This window comes from Pseudomonas sp. Teo4 (assembly GCF_034387475.1).
GTDB lineage: Bacteria > Pseudomonadota > Gammaproteobacteria > Pseudomonadales > Pseudomonadaceae > Aquipseudomonas.
The window spans coordinates 1,668,189-1,684,399 of sequence record NZ_JAXCIL010000001.1 but is presented as its reverse complement, the minus strand read 5'-3'; the positions used below and the strand labels follow the sequence as shown (position 1 = coordinate 1,684,399).

17 protein-coding genes are annotated in these 16,211 nt (G+C 62.9%); 10 read left to right on the top strand and 7 right to left on the bottom strand.

What is annotated here, in order from left to right:
• Positions 1 to 38 precede the first annotated feature (38 nt).
• From PspTeo4_RS07730 to paaZ, 4 genes are read left to right on the top strand one after another with little or no spacing between them, the layout of a single operon-like run.
• Entirely contained in the window at positions 39 to 347 is a 309-nt protein-coding gene (locus PspTeo4_RS07730) for a DUF485 domain-containing protein (RefSeq protein ID WP_322363114.1), read from the top strand.
• A complete protein-coding gene (locus PspTeo4_RS07725) occupies positions 344 to 1,906 on the top strand; it encodes a cation acetate symporter (RefSeq protein ID WP_416196909.1) in 1,563 nt (520 codons plus the stop codon). The genes PspTeo4_RS07730 and PspTeo4_RS07725 overlap by 4 nt, the downstream gene beginning before the upstream one ends.
• 33 nt (positions 1,907 to 1,939) lie before the next feature.
• A complete protein-coding gene (locus PspTeo4_RS07720) occupies positions 1,940 to 3,172 on the top strand; it encodes an OprD family porin (RefSeq protein ID WP_322363113.1) in 1,233 nt (410 codons plus the stop codon).
• A 24-nt stretch (positions 3,173 to 3,196) separates the two neighbouring features.
• A complete protein-coding gene (gene paaZ / locus PspTeo4_RS07715; protein WP_322363112.1) occupies positions 3,197 to 5,248 on the top strand; it encodes a phenylacetic acid degradation bifunctional protein PaaZ in 2,052 nt (683 codons plus the stop codon).
• A gap of 29 nt (positions 5,249 to 5,277) precedes the next feature.
• Here paaZ and PspTeo4_RS07710 read toward each other — a convergent pair whose 3' ends face one another.
• Both PspTeo4_RS07710 and PspTeo4_RS07705 read right to left on the bottom strand, forming a co-directional pair.
• A complete protein-coding gene (locus tag PspTeo4_RS07710; RefSeq protein WP_322363111.1) occupies positions 5,278 to 5,526 on the bottom strand; it encodes a DUF6555 family protein in 249 nt (82 codons plus the stop codon).
• A 91-nt stretch (positions 5,527 to 5,617) separates the two neighbouring features.
• Entirely contained in the window at positions 5,618 to 6,169 is a 552-nt protein-coding gene (locus PspTeo4_RS07705) for an ATP-dependent Clp protease proteolytic subunit (protein WP_322363110.1), read from the bottom strand.
• Positions 6,170 to 6,373: 204 nt separating this feature from the next.
• Here PspTeo4_RS07705 and PspTeo4_RS07700 point away from each other — a divergent pair, with 204 nt between their 5' ends.
• A complete protein-coding gene (locus PspTeo4_RS07700) occupies positions 6,374 to 8,146 on the top strand; it encodes a phosphoethanolamine transferase CptA (protein ID WP_322363109.1) in 1,773 nt (590 codons plus the stop codon).
• Between the two features lie 211 nt (positions 8,147 to 8,357).
• On the top strand, positions 8,358 to 8,576 hold the full coding sequence (locus PspTeo4_RS07695; protein ID WP_322363108.1) for a hypothetical protein: 219 nt from the start codon (positions 8,358 to 8,360) through the stop codon (positions 8,574 to 8,576).
• Between the two features lie 74 nt (positions 8,577 to 8,650).
• Here the strand turns inward: PspTeo4_RS07695 and PspTeo4_RS07690 are convergent, their stop codons facing one another.
• The 4 genes from PspTeo4_RS07690 to PspTeo4_RS07675 form a co-directional block, all read right to left on the bottom strand.
• Entirely contained in the window at positions 8,651 to 8,821 is a 171-nt protein-coding gene (locus tag PspTeo4_RS07690) for a general stress protein (protein WP_322363107.1), read from the bottom strand.
• Between the two features lie 112 nt (positions 8,822 to 8,933).
• Positions 8,934 to 10,232 (bottom strand): NTP/NDP exchange transporter, encoded by a 1,299-nt coding sequence (locus PspTeo4_RS07685; protein ID WP_322363106.1) that lies wholly within the window; start codon positions 10,230 to 10,232, stop codon positions 8,934 to 8,936.
• 3 nt (positions 10,233 to 10,235) lie between these two features.
• Positions 10,236 to 11,144 (bottom strand): aldo/keto reductase, encoded by a 909-nt coding sequence (locus PspTeo4_RS07680; RefSeq protein WP_322363105.1) that lies wholly within the window; start codon positions 11,142 to 11,144, stop codon positions 10,236 to 10,238.
• Positions 11,145 to 11,233: 89 nt separating this feature from the next.
• Entirely contained in the window at positions 11,234 to 12,112 is an 879-nt protein-coding gene (locus tag PspTeo4_RS07675; protein WP_322363104.1) for a Dyp-type peroxidase, read from the bottom strand.
• A 152-nt stretch (positions 12,113 to 12,264) separates the two neighbouring features.
• Between PspTeo4_RS07675 and PspTeo4_RS07670 the strand changes: the two genes are divergently transcribed.
• The 3 genes from PspTeo4_RS07670 (at position 12,265) to PspTeo4_RS07660 (ending at position 14,608) form a co-directional block, all read left to right on the top strand.
• Positions 12,265 to 12,951: a hypothetical protein gene (locus PspTeo4_RS07670; protein WP_322363103.1), complete on the top strand. Its 687-nt coding sequence runs from the start codon at positions 12,265 to 12,267 to the stop codon at positions 12,949 to 12,951.
• Positions 12,944 to 13,603: an RES family NAD+ phosphorylase gene (locus tag PspTeo4_RS07665; protein WP_322363102.1), complete on the top strand. Its 660-nt coding sequence runs from the start codon at positions 12,944 to 12,946 to the stop codon at positions 13,601 to 13,603. The genes PspTeo4_RS07670 and PspTeo4_RS07665 overlap by 8 nt, the downstream gene beginning before the upstream one ends.
• Before the next feature lie 105 nt (positions 13,604 to 13,708).
• On the top strand, positions 13,709 to 14,608 hold the full coding sequence (locus PspTeo4_RS07660) for a bile acid:sodium symporter family protein (RefSeq protein ID WP_322363101.1): 900 nt from the start codon (positions 13,709 to 13,711) through the stop codon (positions 14,606 to 14,608).
• A 1-nt stretch (position 14,609) separates the two neighbouring features.
• Here PspTeo4_RS07660 and PspTeo4_RS07655 read toward each other — a convergent pair whose 3' ends face one another.
• Positions 14,610 to 15,077: a sterol desaturase family protein gene (locus PspTeo4_RS07655; protein ID WP_322363100.1), complete on the bottom strand. Its 468-nt coding sequence runs from the start codon at positions 15,075 to 15,077 to the stop codon at positions 14,610 to 14,612.
• Positions 15,078 to 15,497: 420 nt separating this feature from the next.
• On the opposite strand from PspTeo4_RS07655, the gene PspTeo4_RS07650 reads away from it, so the two are divergent.
• Positions 15,498 to 16,211, top strand: a complete 714-nt coding sequence (locus PspTeo4_RS07650) for an MgtC/SapB family protein (RefSeq protein WP_322363099.1) — start codon at positions 15,498 to 15,500, stop codon at positions 16,209 to 16,211.

Genomic DNA, 16,211 nt, shown 5'->3' with positions numbered 1-16,211 from the left:
CCTCAACACAACAATTACAACACCAAGAGATCGCTTCCATGACCCCCGAACACATCGAAAGCATCGCCAATCACCCGGATTTCCGGCACCTGGTCCAACGCAAGCGCCGTCTCAACGGCAGCCTGACCCTGGCCATGCTGGTGATCTACTACGGCTTCGTCCTGCTGGTGGCCTTCTCGCCCAGCACCCTCGGCCAATCGCTCAGCGGCGGCGTGACCACCGTCGGCATGCTGGTCGGTGTGCTCATGGTGTTGCTGTCCTTCGCCCTCACCGGCATCTACGTGCACCGTGCCAACAACGTGCTCGACCCCCTGAACGACAAGGTCAAGCAGGAGTGCGCACAATGAACTGGACAGCCATTTCGATGTTCATGGTATTTGTCTGCTTCACCCTGCTGGTGACCCGCTGGGCGGCGATGCGCACCCGCTCGGCCAGCGACTTCTACACCGCCGGCGGCGGCCTGACCGGCATGCAGAACGGCCTGGCGATTGCCGGCGACATGATCAGCGCAGCGTCGTTCCTCGGCATCTCGGCGATGATGTTCTTGAACGGTTATGACGGCCTGCTCTATGCCTTGGGCGTACTGGCCGGCTGGCCGATCATTCTGTTCCTGATCGCCGAGCGCCTGCGCAACCTGGGCAAGTACACCTTTGCCGACGTGGTCTCCTACCGCCTGGCGCAGACGCCGGTACGCCTGAGTTCTGCATTCGGCACACTGGTCGTGGCACTGATGTACCTGGTGGCGCAGATGGTCGGTGCCGGCAAGCTGATCGAGCTGCTGTTCGGCATCAGCTACCTGTACGCGGTAATGCTGGTCGGTGTGCTGATGGTCGCCTACGTGACTTTCGGCGGCATGCTCGCCACCACCTGGGTGCAGATCATCAAGGCAGTGATGCTGCTGTCGGGCACCAGTTTCATGGCGTTCATGGTGCTCAAGCACTTCGGTTTCAGCACCGAGGCGATGTTCGCCAATGCCGTGGCGGTGCACGCCAAGGGCCAGGCGATCATGGCCCCGGGCGGTTTGCTGTCGAACCCGGTCGATGCCATCTCCCTTGGCCTGGGCATGATGTTCGGTACCGCGGGCCTGCCACATATCCTGATGCGCTTCTTCACCGTCAGCGATGCTAAGGAAGCTCGCAAGAGTGTGTTCTATGCCACTGGTTTCATTGGTTATTTCTACCTGCTGCTGATTGTCATCGGCTTTGGCGCCATCGTCATGGTCGGCACCGAACCGGCCTACCGCGACGCCAGCGGCGCGATCATCGGCGGTGGCAACATGATCGCCGTGCACCTGGCCCAGGCCGTGGGCGGCAACCTGTTCCTGGGCTTCATCTCGGCCGTGGCCTTCGCCACCATCCTCGCTGTGGTCGCAGGCCTCGCACTGTCCGGCGCTTCAGCCGTGTCCCACGACCTCTACGCCTGCGTGGTGCGCAAAGGCCAGGCCAGCGAGCAGGAAGAAATGCGCGTTTCGCGAATCGCGACCTTGGTGATCGGTTTGCTGGCGGTGGTGCTGGGCCTGGTATTCGAGTCGCAGAACATTGCCTTCCTCTCCGGCCTGGTGCTGGCCGTGGCCGCTTCGGTCAACTTCCCGGTACTGCTGCTTTCGATGTTCTGGAAGGGCCTGACCACCCGTGGCGCGGTGTGCGGCAGCATGGCCGGGCTGGTGTCGGCCATCGTGCTGGTGGTGCTGGGCCCAGCGGTGTGGGTCAACGTGCTGCACAACCAGCAGGCCCTGTTCCCCTACAGCAACCCTGCATTGTTCTCGATGAGTCTGGCGTTCCTCGGTGCCTGGGTGTTTTCGGTGACCGACACCTCCGCGCGTGCCAGCGAGGAGCGTGGGCGCTACCTGGCCCAGTTCATCCGCTCCATGACCGGTATCGGCGCCGCTGGCGCCAGCAAGCACTGAACCTTGAACAGCCATATGTCGGGTATAAAAACAATGAACCGCACGCATCTGACCTCAGCCGCCTGGCTCGCCACCCTCGCCCTGCCCTTGCCGGCCATGGCGGACTTCATCGGCGACAGTCATGCACGGCTGGAGTTGCGCAACCACTACATCAACCGCGACTTCCGCCAGGACAACGCTCCCCAGGCCAAAGCCGAAGAGTGGGGGCAAGGCTTTACCGCTCGCCTGGAATCGGGCTTCACCGAAGGCCCAGTGGGCTTTGGCGTGGACGCCATGGGCCAACTCGGCATCAAGCTCGACTCCAGCCGCGACCGGCGCAACACCGGGCTGCTGCCGTTTGGCCCGAACAGCCACGAGCCGGTAGATGACTACAGCGAGCTTGGCCTGACCGGCAAGGTGCGGGTGTCCAAGAGCACCCTGCGCCTGGGCACCTTGCAACCGATTTTGCCGGTGGTGGTGTACAACGACACCCGTTTGCTGTCCTCGACCTTCCAGGGCGGGCTGCTGACCAGCCAGGACATCGACGGCCTGACGGTCAATGCCGGGCGCCTGAGCAAGGTCAACCTGCGCGACTCGTCCGGGCGCGACGACATGGGCTACGGCGCCGCCAGCAGCGACCATCTGGACCTGGCCGGCGGCAGCTATGCCATCACCCCGCAAGCCACCGTCAGCTATTACTACGCCAAGCTCGACGAAATCTACCGCCAGCAGTTCGTCGGCCTGGTGCACACCCAGCCGCTGGCCGAAGGCGTGAGCCTGCGCAGTGACCTGCGTTACTTCGACAGCCGCGGCGACGGCGCCGAACGCGCCGGCAACATCGACAACCGCAACTTCAACGCCATGTTCACCCTGGGCGTGAAGGCCCACAAGTTCACCGCCACCTGGCAGCAGATGTCCGGCGACAGCGCCTTCCCGTTCGTCAATGGCGGCGACCCGTTCACCGTCAACCTGGTGACCTACAACACCTTCACCCGTGCCGGGCTCGACTCCTGGCAAGTGCGCTACGACTACGACTTCGTCGCCATGGGCATCCCGGGCCTGAGCTTCATGACCCGTTACACCGACGGCCGCCACGCCGAAACCGCCACGCTCAGCAATGGCCGTGAGCGTGAACGCGACACCGACCTCACCTACGTCATCCAGAGCGGCCCGTTCAAGGACGTGAGCCTGCGCTGGCGCAACGTCACCTTCCGTTCCGGCAATGGCTTGACCAATGCCGTGGACGAAAACCGCCTGATCATCGGCTACACCCTGGCGCTGTGGTAACAGCGCCTTCTTTAGGAGAACAGCATGTCTGACGCCCCAACCCTGCAGAGTTTCATCGCCGGCCGCTGGATCGGCCAGCACGGCGCCCAGGCCCTGCGCAGCGCCCTGGACGGTCACGTCCTGGCCTACAGCCATGAAGAGCGTCCAGATTTCGCCGAAGCCGTGGACTTTGCCCGCGTGCGCGGCCTGGCCGAGCTGATGGCCATGGACTTCCAGCAGCGCGCCCAGCGCCTCAAGGCCCTGGCCTTGTACCTGGCCGAGCGCAAGGAACAGCTCTACGCCTTGTCCCACCACAGCGGCGCCACCCGTGCCGACAGCTGGATCGACATCGAAGGCGGCAACGCCACGCTCTTCTCTTATGCGGGCATCGGCAGCCGCGAGCTGCCGTCCGGCAACCTGGTGCACGAAGGCCCGGCGATCCCGCTGGGCAAGAAAGGCCATTTCGCCGGTAGCCACATTCTGGTGCCGCGTGCCGGCGTGGCCGTGCACATCAATGCCTTCAACTTCCCGATCTGGGGCATGCTCGAGAAGTTCGCCCCAACCTTCCTGGCCGGTATGCCCTGCATCGTCAAGCCGGCAACCTCCACCAGCTACCTGACCGAAGCCGTGGTGCGCCTGATGAACGAGTCCGGCTTGCTGCCGGCCGGCAGCCTGCAACTGGTGATCGGCAGCACCGGCGACCTGCTCGACCGCCTGCAAGGCCAGGACGTGGTGACCTTCACCGGCTCCGCCGACACCGCCGCCAAGCTTCGGGTAACGCCGAACCTGGTGCGCAACTCGGTGCCTTTCACCGCCGAAGCGGACTCGCTCAACTGCGCCATTCTTGGCCCGGACGTGACCCCGGACAGCGAAGAGTTCGACCTGTACATCAAGGAAGTGGTGCGTGAAATGACCACCAAGGCCGGGCAAAAGTGCACGGCCATCCGCCGCGCCATCGTCCCGGCCAAGCATATCGATGCCGTGGCCACGCGCTTGCGTGAGCGTTTGAGCAAGGTGGTGGTAGGCGACCCGTCTGTCGAAGGCGTGCGCATGGGCGCCCTGGCGTCCCATGACCAGCAGCGTGATGTCGGCGAGCGCGTGCGCAGCTTGCTGGAAAGCTGCGACCAGCTGTTCGGCGCCAACGATGGCTTCGCCCCGGTGGGCGACGGCGTTGCCGAGGGTGCGTTCTTCGCCCCGACCCTGCTCCAGGCCCGCGACCCGCACGCTGAGGGCGGTGCCCACGATATCGAAGCCTTCGGCCCGGTCAGCACGCTGATGGCCTACGACGACCTGGATGAGGCCCTGGCCCTGGCCGCACGCGGCAAAGGCAGCCTGGTGGCGACCCTGGTCACCGCCGACCGCGCAGTGGCAGCCAAGGCCATTCCGGCGGCTGCCGCCTGGCATGGCCGCCTGCTGGTGCTAGACCGTGAGGCTGCGCAAGAGTCCACCGGCCACGGCTCGCCGCTGCCGCAATTGAAGCATGGCGGCCCAGGCCGCGCCGGTGGTGGTGAAGAGCTGGGCGGTCTGCGCGCGGTCAAGCACTACCTGCAGCGCGCCGCCGTACAAGGTTCGCCGAGCATGCTCACTGCGGTGACCGGCGAGTACGTGCGTGGTGCTGAAGTGATCGAAACCGAAGTGCACCCGTTCCGCCGCTACTTCGACGACCTGCGTATCGGTGAGTCGCTGCTGACCCACCGCCGCACGGTGACCGAAGCCGATCTGGTCAACTTTGGTTGCCTGTCGGGCGACCATTTCTATATGCACTTCGACGAGATCGCCGCCAAGGAATCGCAATTCGGCAAGCGCATCGCCCATGGTTATTTCGTGCTGTCGGCGGCAGCTGGCCTGTTCGTCTCCCCTGGCGCCGGCCCGGTCCTGGCCAACTACGGGCTGGATACCCTGCGCTTCATCAACCCGGTGGGCATCGGCGACACCATCCAGGCGCGCCTGACCTGCAAGCGCAAGATCGACCAGGGCAAGACCAGCCCATTGGGCCAGCCCCAGGGCGTGGTGGCGTGGGATGTGGAGGTCACCAACCAATTGGGCGAACTGGTGGCCAGTTATGACATTCTGACCCTGGTACTCAAACGCCCCTGAGCTTGAGACTGAACGCGCCCCTGCAGGCCTTACTGCAGGGGCCGTTGCCGCTCACCGGAAGCCCGCCAGCAGACTTCGGTAATTCCATAACGCTCAGCCATGGGGCGGCTGACCTTCTTGATCTTCTCCCGCCCGAATTTCGGAATCACCCCAATCCCTGCGTCACAGCTGGCCCAGTGCCAGGCATCGGCGTTGTCCAGCCGCTCCAGGCGAATGATGAAGCTGCGCGGCTCGCCATGCAGTTGGTAGTCGATGATGAACAGCTGTGGGCTTGGCATAGTGGGGTCTCCTCTTCTCCATGGATGACCCATTGATGGATCAGGGTTTGTCCAGAAGATTCAAAACAATGTTCACAGATGAGCTGGCAGCTCAGGCATGCACACTCCATTGCGTGGCCTCGGCGCCGATCGGCAGCTCATCGATGGCCTGGATCAGCCCGCTTTGCAGCGCCTCCTTGGGGCCAAGAATGCGTGGGTAAGCCATCAGGTAGCGCGGCACATCCAGCACTTCGGCGCTGCCTTCTGTTCGTTCGGCGACGATCTGCGCATAAAGGCGCAAGTCGTAGTCCAGGCTCATGGCGTATTCGGCCATGCGCGCATGGTCTACCGAGCCATGCAGCGTCCAGTGAAACGGGTGGAACAGGAACTTGCTGTGGCTGCAGGCGGTGCGGTGCTCGCCCGCCAAAAACAGAATGTTGCCCATGGATTCCACGGTGCCCAGGTTGTGGGTGTGCAATGCGATCGGCAGGCTGCGCAGAAAGTTGTACAAGGTGAAGCCGTAACTGCATTCGCCGCCCATGGTGGCGATGTTCAGCTGCAGCAGTTCAGCCCCCTGCTGGATCGCCTTGCCGCAGGTGCTGATCAGGTTGCCGCAGGTGGACGAGTTGATCGGGCCGGTGAAGTGAATGATATGTCTGGCCATGCTGGTCTCCGCGTTCGGGGTGTTCCAGGGGCGTTGATCAGAAAGGAGCTTCCTTGGGTGGAATCGCCAACCGCCGGCAAAGTTCCCGCGAAATGACCCATTGGCGACCTTCTGTTGACGTTATTTTCACAGTCCCCCCATTAGCGTCACTGCCTCTCCGGCAGCCTGCAGGACTCGCGGCGGCCATGGTTCAACGAGGCACACGTGTCAAACACTACTTCCCCCGCCAACGCAAAACGCGTGGACTGGGCCGGCCTGGGCTGGCTTCTGCTGTTTTTCTGGTATTTCTCTGGCGTCACGCAGGCGTTGTTGCTGTTCAGCGGCACCACCGGTTTTGCCGGCTTTCGTGATGCGCTGTTTCTCAGCAGCCTGTGGCTTGCCCCAGTGCTGCTTTTGCCGCGCTTCACCCGTGCCACCTCAGCGGTAATTGGTCTGGTGTTGTGGGCTGCATCCCTGGTAGGCCTGAGCTACTTCGGCATTTACAAGCAGGAATTCTCGCAGAGCGTCATCTTCGTGATGTTCGAGTCCAACACCGCTGAAGCTGGCGAGTACTTCAGCCAATACTTCAGTGTCTGGTTGGGCCTGGCATTGCTGCTTTACAGCGTGGTCGCCGTGCTGCTGTGGAAGCGCATTCGCCCGGTTTCCCTGCCTCTGCGCAGCCGCGTGCCGGTGGTGGTGCTGTTGTTGGCGGCGAACCTGGTCTACCCGTTCTACAAACAGATGGTCAACCAGCAGCGCAACTTCGCCGACGCCATGGAAAAGGTCGAGCAGCGCATGGAGCCGGCTGTGCCTTGGCAGTTGCTGGTCGGCTACCGCCAGTATCGCCAGCAGCTGGACAATATGCAGACACTGCTCGCCCGCAATGCCTCGCTGCCGCCCCTGGAGAACCTGCGTGACAGCAGCGGCAGCGCCCCACGCACCTTGGTGCTGGTGCTGGGCGAGTCCACCACCCGCGAGCACATGCATCTGTACGGCTACAACCGTCCAACGACGCCGAACCTCGACGCCCTGGCGGCCAGCGACAAGGGCCTGACGGTGTTCCAGAACGTGGTTTCACCGCGCCCCTATACCATCGAAGTGATGCAGCAGATCCTGACCTTCGGTGATCAGCAGAACCCCGATCGCTTCCTCACCGATCCCTCGCTGATCAACCTGATGAAACAGGCCGGCTACAAGACCTTCTGGATCACCAACCAGCAGACCATGACCAAGCGCAACACCATGCTCACCACGTTCTCCCAGCAGACCGACGAGCCGGTGTACCTGAACAACCAGCGCAACCAGAATGCCAGCCAGTATGACGACGTGGTGCTTGCGCCGTTCGAGAAGGCATTGCAAGACCCCGCGCCGAACAAGTTCATCATCGTCCATCTGCTGGGCACGCACATGGATTACCGCTACCGCTACCCGCAGGCCTACGAGCGCTTCACCGACCGCCAAGGCGTGCCGGCCCAGCTCAGCGATAGCCAGGCCGAAACCTACAACTTCTACGACAACGCGGTGTTGTATAACGACTATGTGGTCTCGAGCCTGATCAAGCGCTACTCGGCAAGCGCCGCCAACGGCTTCCTGATGTACCTGTCCGACCACGGCGAAGATGTCTACAGCTCCGGGAACCATGACCGCCTGGGTCGTAACGAAGGTGCCCCAACCCGGCCGATGTACACTATTCCCTTCCTGCTCTGGACGTCACCAAGCTGGCAGGCAGCGCACCCGCGCGACCTGCAGGCCATGACCAACCGTGCCTACAGCAGCTCGCACCTGATCCATACGCTGTCCGACCTTGCCGGGCTCAGCTACGACCGCTACGCACCGGAAAAAAGCCTGGTCAGCCCGCAGTTCGTGGTGGCGCCACGCTGGATCGGTGACCCTTACGGCAAAGGCACGCTGCGCGAGTTCGACCAATTACCGCAGGACAAGGCCGGGCGCGTGCAGGAGACGGCCAACAACGCCAGAGCACAACCAGGCAAGATCTGAATGGCCGCCGGGTGCCGCCTCAGTTGGCGCGAGGCGGCGCCCAGGTCTGGCCTGTCAGGGCCGTACTGACCGGATATACGGTCATCTACCCGCTCGCGGATGTTGACGCGGATCAACGCCTCTACATGCCACCAGCGCAGGCTGGCGGTAGCTGTAAACGGTGATGTTTCGGTTTCACATCGGTGCCCATGCAGGCACGGGAGCACAGCCAATGAACGTCTATGTCGAGAAAAAGGACGGAGAGAACCGCTGGTGGGTGCACATGGACGCGTGGTATGTAAGCTTCAACACCTGCTCAGAAGCCGAGCATTTCGTCGATCGGCTCAACGCCCGCCTCAATGCCCCGCACTCACTGGAGATGCTGGCCGCCATCCCTGCCAAGCCCCATTGGCCAAGCGCCAGTACGCGACCAGGTGACGAGCAGGCCTGACACCTAGCGGTGCAGGAGCCAATACGCTGCGGCGGCGCAGTGCCAGGACGCTCCCGGCACTGCAGCGCCATCACTCAAGTGCGGCCGCCCTTGCGGCCCGACTCGCGATCGTGGTCCATGTTGCTGCCGGAGGACTGGCCACCTTTGCGCCCCGCTTCGGAGGCCTTCTGGCGGTCGTTGGCGAAATTGCCAGGGTTTTTGTTGCCACCTTGGTTGCCCATGCGGCTGTTTTCTTTGTTGGCCATGGTCTTTAACCTCGTTTGGCTTCGGATACGCACGGCAGTAAGCCGTACATAGTTTCGGAGTGCAGTGCCTGGCGGGGATTCGTTTTATTGCGAAGGGTTCTGACCGGTGGCGTTAAATATGCGATGACCGTGTATTTGGCGCACCAAGCTCCTGACTGTGGCGCCGACCCAGCCAAGCACCGGTCAGGCCCCAGGCCAACGCCAGCAGCGCGCCAATGACCATGGCCAGCTGGGGGTGGTCGGCGATTACGTCCAGCCCGCGCTTGAGCCAACCGCTCACGGCATCGCCGCCGCGATAGACCACGGTGTCAATAAAGTTCTTGGCCTTGTACTTGTCCTCTGGGGGCAGGACGGTGAACAGCATTTCCCGCCCCGGTCGAACCAGCGCGTATTCACCCGCCCGGCGCACCACCATCACCACCACGAACACCGCAAAGACTGGGGACAGGGCCAGACAAACGAAACCCGCCGCCATTACCAGAGGCACCGCCACCAGCAATACGCCAACGCCCAGCCGCCGGGCCAGGCGCCCGGTGATGAACAACTGGGTGAGGATCGCCAGGGCCTGCACGACGGTGTCGATCAGGCCGAACACCTGAGTCTGACGGGTTCGGTCGGGGAAGGTCTCACTGATGATTCGCGCCTGCTCGAAGTACAGAAAGGTACTGACGCTGGCGAGCAACACCACGAATCCCGCAATTCCCATCAGGTAGGGTGAACGCAGCACGGCAGTAGCGCCGGACAGAGGGTTGCCACCCAACGGCCTGGAAGGCGGATGCTCGGATGCCTCTGGCAACGGGTGGCGCGCCCGCCAACGCTGCAGATATCCAGTGGCGGCAATGCTACCCACCAGGCAGGCGGTGGCCAGCAGCAACAAGCCCGCATGCCCCAGCGGCGCCACCAGCAAGGTACCTAAGATCGGCCCGCTGAGCCCGCCCAGGCTGGCCCCGGCGGCCAGCAGGCCGAACAGGCGCTTGCCCTGTTCGCTGTCGAAGATGTCGGCGAGCACGCTCCAGGCCAGGGAAATGGCCAGCAAGTTGAACACCGACAGCCAAATGTAAAAAGCCCGCGCGGCCCAGATTTGATCCGGGTTGCGGGCAAAGAGCACAGCAAAAATCAGCAGGTTGCTGGCAAAGAAACCGTAGGTCCAAGGCAGGATGTGGTGCCGTCGAACCCGGCTGGCCAGCACGCCAAACAATGGCAGGCACGCCAGGGTGGCGATGAAGGTGCCGGTGAACAGCCACTGCAGGTTGTCCACTCCACCGGCCACGCCCATGGTTTCTCGCACCGGGCGCAGCATGAAATACCCGGTGAACAGCAGGTAGAACAGCACCAGGCCCGCAACCACCGCGCCGCCTTCGCCCGGCTGCAGGTTCAGCCCTTTGTCCAGGCGTTGCCGCCAGGTATTCATGGCTCAGGCGAACTGCTTGATCAGCGCCTGTTGCTGCGCCTGGGTCAATAACGGACCGTGACCCGCCTTTAGTTGGTCGAGTTGGCGGTCCGGGCGGCTGGTGGCCGGGATTACGGTGGTGACTGCCGGATGGCTGATGGCGAACTTGAGGAACAGCTGCGCCCAACTGCCGATGCCGGCCTCGGCGGCCCAACCCGGCAGTGGCAGGTCCTTGACCCTGGCGAACAGGCGTCCGTCGTCGAAGGCCCGGTTGATCAGCACCGCAACGCCCTTGTCCTGGCATAACGGCAGCAACGCGCGCGCCGCGTCAGGAGCATTGACCGAGTAGTTGATCTGGATGAAGTCCAACGGCTCGCGCCGCACGATCTCAGCCACTTCGTCTTGTCCACTGTTCAGGTAATGGGTAATGCCCACATAGCGGGTCTTGCCCTGCTGCTTGAGTTCTCGCGCGTAGGGCAGTTGGGTCTGCCAATCGCGCAGGTTGTGCACCTGCAACAGCTCGACCTTGTCGGTGCGCAGGCTGCGCAAGGTGCCGGCCCATTGCGCCTCGGCATCGGCACGGCTGTTGGCGGCGATTTTGGTGGCGATAAAGCACTTTTGGCGCCATCCGCCCTCCTCCAGCAACTGGCCGAGGATGCTGTCGGCACCGCCGTAGTTGGGTGAGGTGTCGATGACCTTGCCGCCACCGTCGAAGAAGGTCTTGAGCACGACCTTGAGCTGCTGGTACTGCTCGGAGCCAGCCTCGACCTCGAAACTGCCCGACGTCCCCGCGCCGATCACCGGCAAGGCTTCTTGAGTGGAAGGAATGGTGCGGGTCATCAGGCCACTGGCTGAGGCCGCGTGCAGCCAGGGGCTGGCGGCCATCAGGCCCAGAGTCGCCCCGGCGCGTAGGACATCGCGACGTGCGTACATGGCAAAGCTCCCGTCATCAGTCGGAAACTTTCAAGGCTAGTCGCTCTGCCCCAGGCCGCCGGGTGTTTCTGTATCTGGATATTTACCGATTAGCCGAGCAAGCGCTGCAGGTCTGCCCCGCGTTCGGCCATGGGTGGGCACCAGTAATAGCCGCCAGTCAGCGGGCGACTGAAACGGTACAGCGCGTCGATGATGCCGTCTTCCAGCCCGCTCATTCGGCGCAGCTGCACTTCGAAGGCATCGAACGAGTGACCGAGGGCGACAAATGCCAGGCCCGCGCCACGGGAATCGGTCCAGGACACCGAACGGCGGACCATGAAGGCCTCCGGCTCGAAGCTTTCCTGGGCAGTGCGTTTGACGTGGGCCGATTCCGGGGCGTCTTCAAGCTCTTCGTTGTCGCTCAAACGACGGCCGATGATGTCGTCCTGCTCGGGCTGCGGCAGCGATTTGAAATAGCCCAGATCATGCTTCCACAGCTGGAAGGCGGCGAAACTGGAGCCGCTCAGGCCAGCCTGGTCGCCGGCGACGATGGCAGCTTCGACGGCATCATCGTCTGTAGGGTTTTCGGTACCGTCTTCGTAACCGGTGAGGTCGTGGCCGCCGCGGTGCAAGAAGCCTTCGACAGTGTCCACCAGGCGCAGCGCCGGGCTCAGCAACTGCTCGAGTTGCTGGGCGCGCAGGTACAGGTCACCCCGCTCTTCCCCTCGCAGCCACAGCCACAAGGCATGCTGGGTGCTTGGGTTTTCGACCACTGCGTCCAGCAGCGGGAACGGCCGCAGCCCTTCGATTTCGCGGTTCAGCGCCTTGGCCATGGGGGCGCCGACACCCAGGATCAGGCTGCGCCCATCCACCTGCGGCTGCAAGGCATCGAGCACGGCGGGCAACGCCTCGAGCGACTCGATGGCGAAAAACAGGTGGCGAGCGTGGGCTGGCACCGGAGTGGCAAGCAGACCTTGCTGGAACGGCATGTCAGGCTAATCCTTGGCAAAAGCCAGAATGCTACTGCGCCTACCGCACCTGTGCAACGCGGCAACCGGCCGCTGCATTGCGTCAGAGGGTGATTGCGATTAGGATGATTAGCATCTGACAGCGGTAATCTTCGTTGCTGCGAGGAGGAGTGATGGCTCAAACAGCAGAAGTCTTCAATATCAGCCACCCGGCGGTCGGAAACGTCCGGGAGCTGCTGACACGCCTGGATAAAAGCAAAGGCAAGGCGGCAGCGAAGACGGGCATCGTCATCGAGGTGACCACCGACTCCGAGAAAAACCTCGACGTCTATGTCAGCGCCCTGGAAATGCTCGGGCAGTATTTCTCCACGCGGATCGCCGGTGCCCCCGAAGAAGCCATCAAGCTGATCGTCCAGGCGTTGGTTCCGGCAAAACCGGTGACATCGAACCAGCTCAAGCAAGCGCAAATGCTCGCCAAGGCCAAAACCGCCGTCCTGCAAAGCGGCGATTGGGTGACTGCCAGCGAAATCGCCAGCCTGGCCAACCTCAGTGCGGCCAACCCCAGCTCGCAGCCGAGCAAATGGAAGCGTGAGAAGCGTATTTTCGCCATCCGCCATGAAGGGGTCGATTATTTCCCGCTCTATGGCCTGGACGAAACCGCCAGCTATCGCCCACTGGCGGCGCTCAAGGAGGTCATCGCGGTACTTGAGCCGATGAAGGATGGCTGGGCAATGGCCTACTGGTTCATGTCGGTCAATGGCTGGCTCGGCGGCAAGCGGCCGCAGGACCTGTTGCGTTCGTCGCCGCAGCGCGTGGTGGCTGCCGCCCGTGAAGAAGTCGCCGGCATCACCCATGGTTAAACGGTCAAAGCCTGCGGTACCCAGCCATACGCTGCATCTTTCATTCGTCACGCTTGAACCGGGCACTTTCCTCCACCGCGTTCACCACAGCCGTTTCGGTGCGACGCAGTACAATCCCACAGGTTTGGGAAATGCCCGTTTCAGCCCGATCAAGGACGCAAACGGCCAGGTCATCCCCACCCTGTATGCCGGAACGACCTTCCACTGCGCGGTCATGGAAACCCTATTCCACGACATCTCTTACTCGCCGGGGTTCAAGGCTGTCCAGCAAAGCCGCTACGCCGGCAACGTGCATTCGCGCATCCGCACGACCAAGGCCCTGCGCCTGGTCGACCTGTCCAGCAAGGCACTTCGCCTGCTGGGTGTGCCGCGCGCCCAGTTGATCGATACCGACGCCGAAGAGTACCCCTACTCGCGCCAATGGGCCGAGGCCATCCATGGCTTTGCGCCCGAGGCCCAGGGGCTGCGCTGGGTGTCGCGACAAGACGATGAGGCGGTGGCGATCGTCCTGTTCGGTGACCGTGTCAGCGCCGAGGATGTGGCCCCGTTCGAGGCCAGCATCGACGTGCTGGAAGACCCGGCAGCGTTCGCCGAACTGCTCGACCTTGCCGAGCTGATCGGGGTTCTGCTGCTGCCGGATGCAATGGGATAAATGCCGACGCGGTAACAAAAGGTTACCAAGAGCTGGCGTTGTGCAATTAGCGGGTCACCGAAGCCGGCCTACACTCCTCGGAATCATGCGCCCGAGAGACCGCCAATGACCGCATCCCCCCTGCTCACCGCGTTCCTGCCCCTTGCCCTGGGCATCATCATGCTCGGCCTTGGCCTGTCGCTTACCCTGGCTGACTTCGCCCGTGTGGTGAAGTACCCCAAACCCGTGCTGGTGGGGCTGGCTTGTCAGATTCTGTTGCTGCCACTGGTGTGCTTCCTCATCGCCAATGGCTTCGGCCTGGAGTCGGCGCTGGCAGTGGGCCTGATGCTGTTGGCCGCCTCGCCGGGCGGGACCACGGCCAACCTGTTCAGCCACCTGGCTCACGGTGACGTGGCGTTGAACATTACCTTGACCGCCGTGAACTCGCTGATCGCCATTCTGACCATGCCACTGCTGGTGAACCTGTCGTTAAGCTGGTTCATGGAATCCGATCAAGCCATTCCGCTGCAGTTCGCCAAGGTATTGCAAGTATTTGCGATCGTCTTGCTGCCCGTCGCCCTGGGGATGTTGATCCGCCATTGGGCGCCGCGCTTCGCCGCCCGCATGGAAAAACCCATGAAACTGGTCGCGGCGTTGTTCCTGGCCTTCACCATCGTCCTGGCGTTGGCGAAAGACTGGCAGACCGTGGTGGAGTACGCGCCCGTCGTCGGCCTGGCGGCGTTGCTGTTCAACCTGTTGAGCCTGGGTGTCGGCTATTGGGTGCCGCGACTGCTGAACATTCCCAAGCGCCAGGCCATCGCCATCGGCATGGAAATCGGTATTCACAACGGTACGCTGGCCATTGCCCTGGCCTTGAGCCCGTCGCTGCTGAACAACGCCACCATGGCCGTACCGGCGGCGCTTTATAGCTTGATGATGTTCTTCACTGCGGCAGGATTCGGCTGGTGGGTCAGCCGTGGGCATGTTGCGGTGGAGCCTGAGGCCAAGGGCGAAGCGGCCAACTGAATCACGGCCGTTTGCGGCGCTGCTGCAGCTGCTGCTTGAGCTTACTCAGGGGCGGCGCGTAGAAGAAGCCGAACGAAACGCTGCCTTCGCGCCCTTTGATTGCATGGTGCAAGCGATGGGCGCGGTGCAGGCGCTTGAGGTAGCGATTGACCGGTTGCGGCTTGCGCGGCCAGTGCCGGTGGAAGAACCCATCGTGGGCGAGAACGTACAACAGCCCGTAACTCGCCACGCCGCCGCCCACCCACTGCAACGGCGCATAGCCGGCCTTGCCCAGGGCCACCAGCGCAGCAGCGATCAAGCCCAGGGCCACCAGGTAGATGTCGTTGGTTTCGAGCATGCCCAGGTGCGGTTCATGGTGCGAGCGATGCAGCCACCAGCCCCAGCCATGCATGATGTACTTGTGAGCCAGCGTACCGACGCCCTCCATGGCCACCAGGGTGCCGAACAGCACGGCAAGATTGAACAGCATGTCAGGGTCCGGGCGATGGAAAACGAAAGCCCAAGGGTACCGGCTGGCGCTGTTTTTTTCCATGAAGCCGTCAAGTTGCCACGCTGTTTGTAGGCATTTTCCTGATGAAGCCATTGTCATGTTTTTAGCCTTGACCGGCCTGGCGCTGCGGCGTAAGGTCCGCGTCGCGATTTTGCATCCCTGAACAGGAGTCCTGCATTGGACAGTAGCCCCAGTCGTTTGCGACAGGCCCACCAGGCGAGCTAGTCCGGCAGATTCCTGCCGCTGTCTCGCCGCAATGGCCAGGCAGTGGTAATCCCCGCCCTGAAGGCGAATACCCTCCTCTTGCGCCACCATCCGGTGGTCCTGCGCATTTCTGGTTTTTCAACCGCGCCGTGTTGTGGCGCTCGTACGGGCATCGGCCCGTCGAAGAGGTTTGCTATGGATTGGAAAGTCTTTCTGCTGCGCGTCAGCATTGCCCTTCTGCTCGGCGCATTGATCGGTGCCGAGCGCCAGCTGCGTCAACGCATGACTGGCCTGCGTACCAACGCGCTGGTCAGTACCGGTGCCTGTCTGTTCGTGTTGATGACTCAAGCGGTACCGGGCATGGCCCCGAACGATGCATCGCGTATTGCCGCGTATGTCGTATCGGGCATTGGATTCTTGGGTGGCGGGGTCATCATGCGTGACGGCTTCAATGTACGCGGCTTGAACACCGCGGCCACCCTTTGGTGCACCGCAGCCATTGGCGTGCTGTGCAGCCTCGGCCTGCTGCTGGAGGCAACGCTGGGTAGTCTGGTGGTGCTGTGCGCGAACATTCTGCTGCGTGATATCGCCCAGCGCCTGGACCAGCAACAGGTGTTGCCAGCCAGCGAAGTCGAGCAGCATTTCGAAGTGCGCATCGTCTGTCGCGCCGAAGACGAAATCCAGGTGCGCAGCCTGATGCTGCACAGCCTCGGCGACCCCGGCCTGCGCTTGCAGTCCCTGCACAGCGAAGACTTGGCCGACCCGAAGCGACTGGAGGTTCGCGCCGAGCTGCTGGGCAACCCGCAAGCGGCCGGCCAGCTTGAACGCCTGGTCGGGCGGGTCAGCCTGGAAAAAGGCGTCAGCGCCGTGCGCTGGCAAATACAACCGCAGCCGTTGGCAGCCGATTAA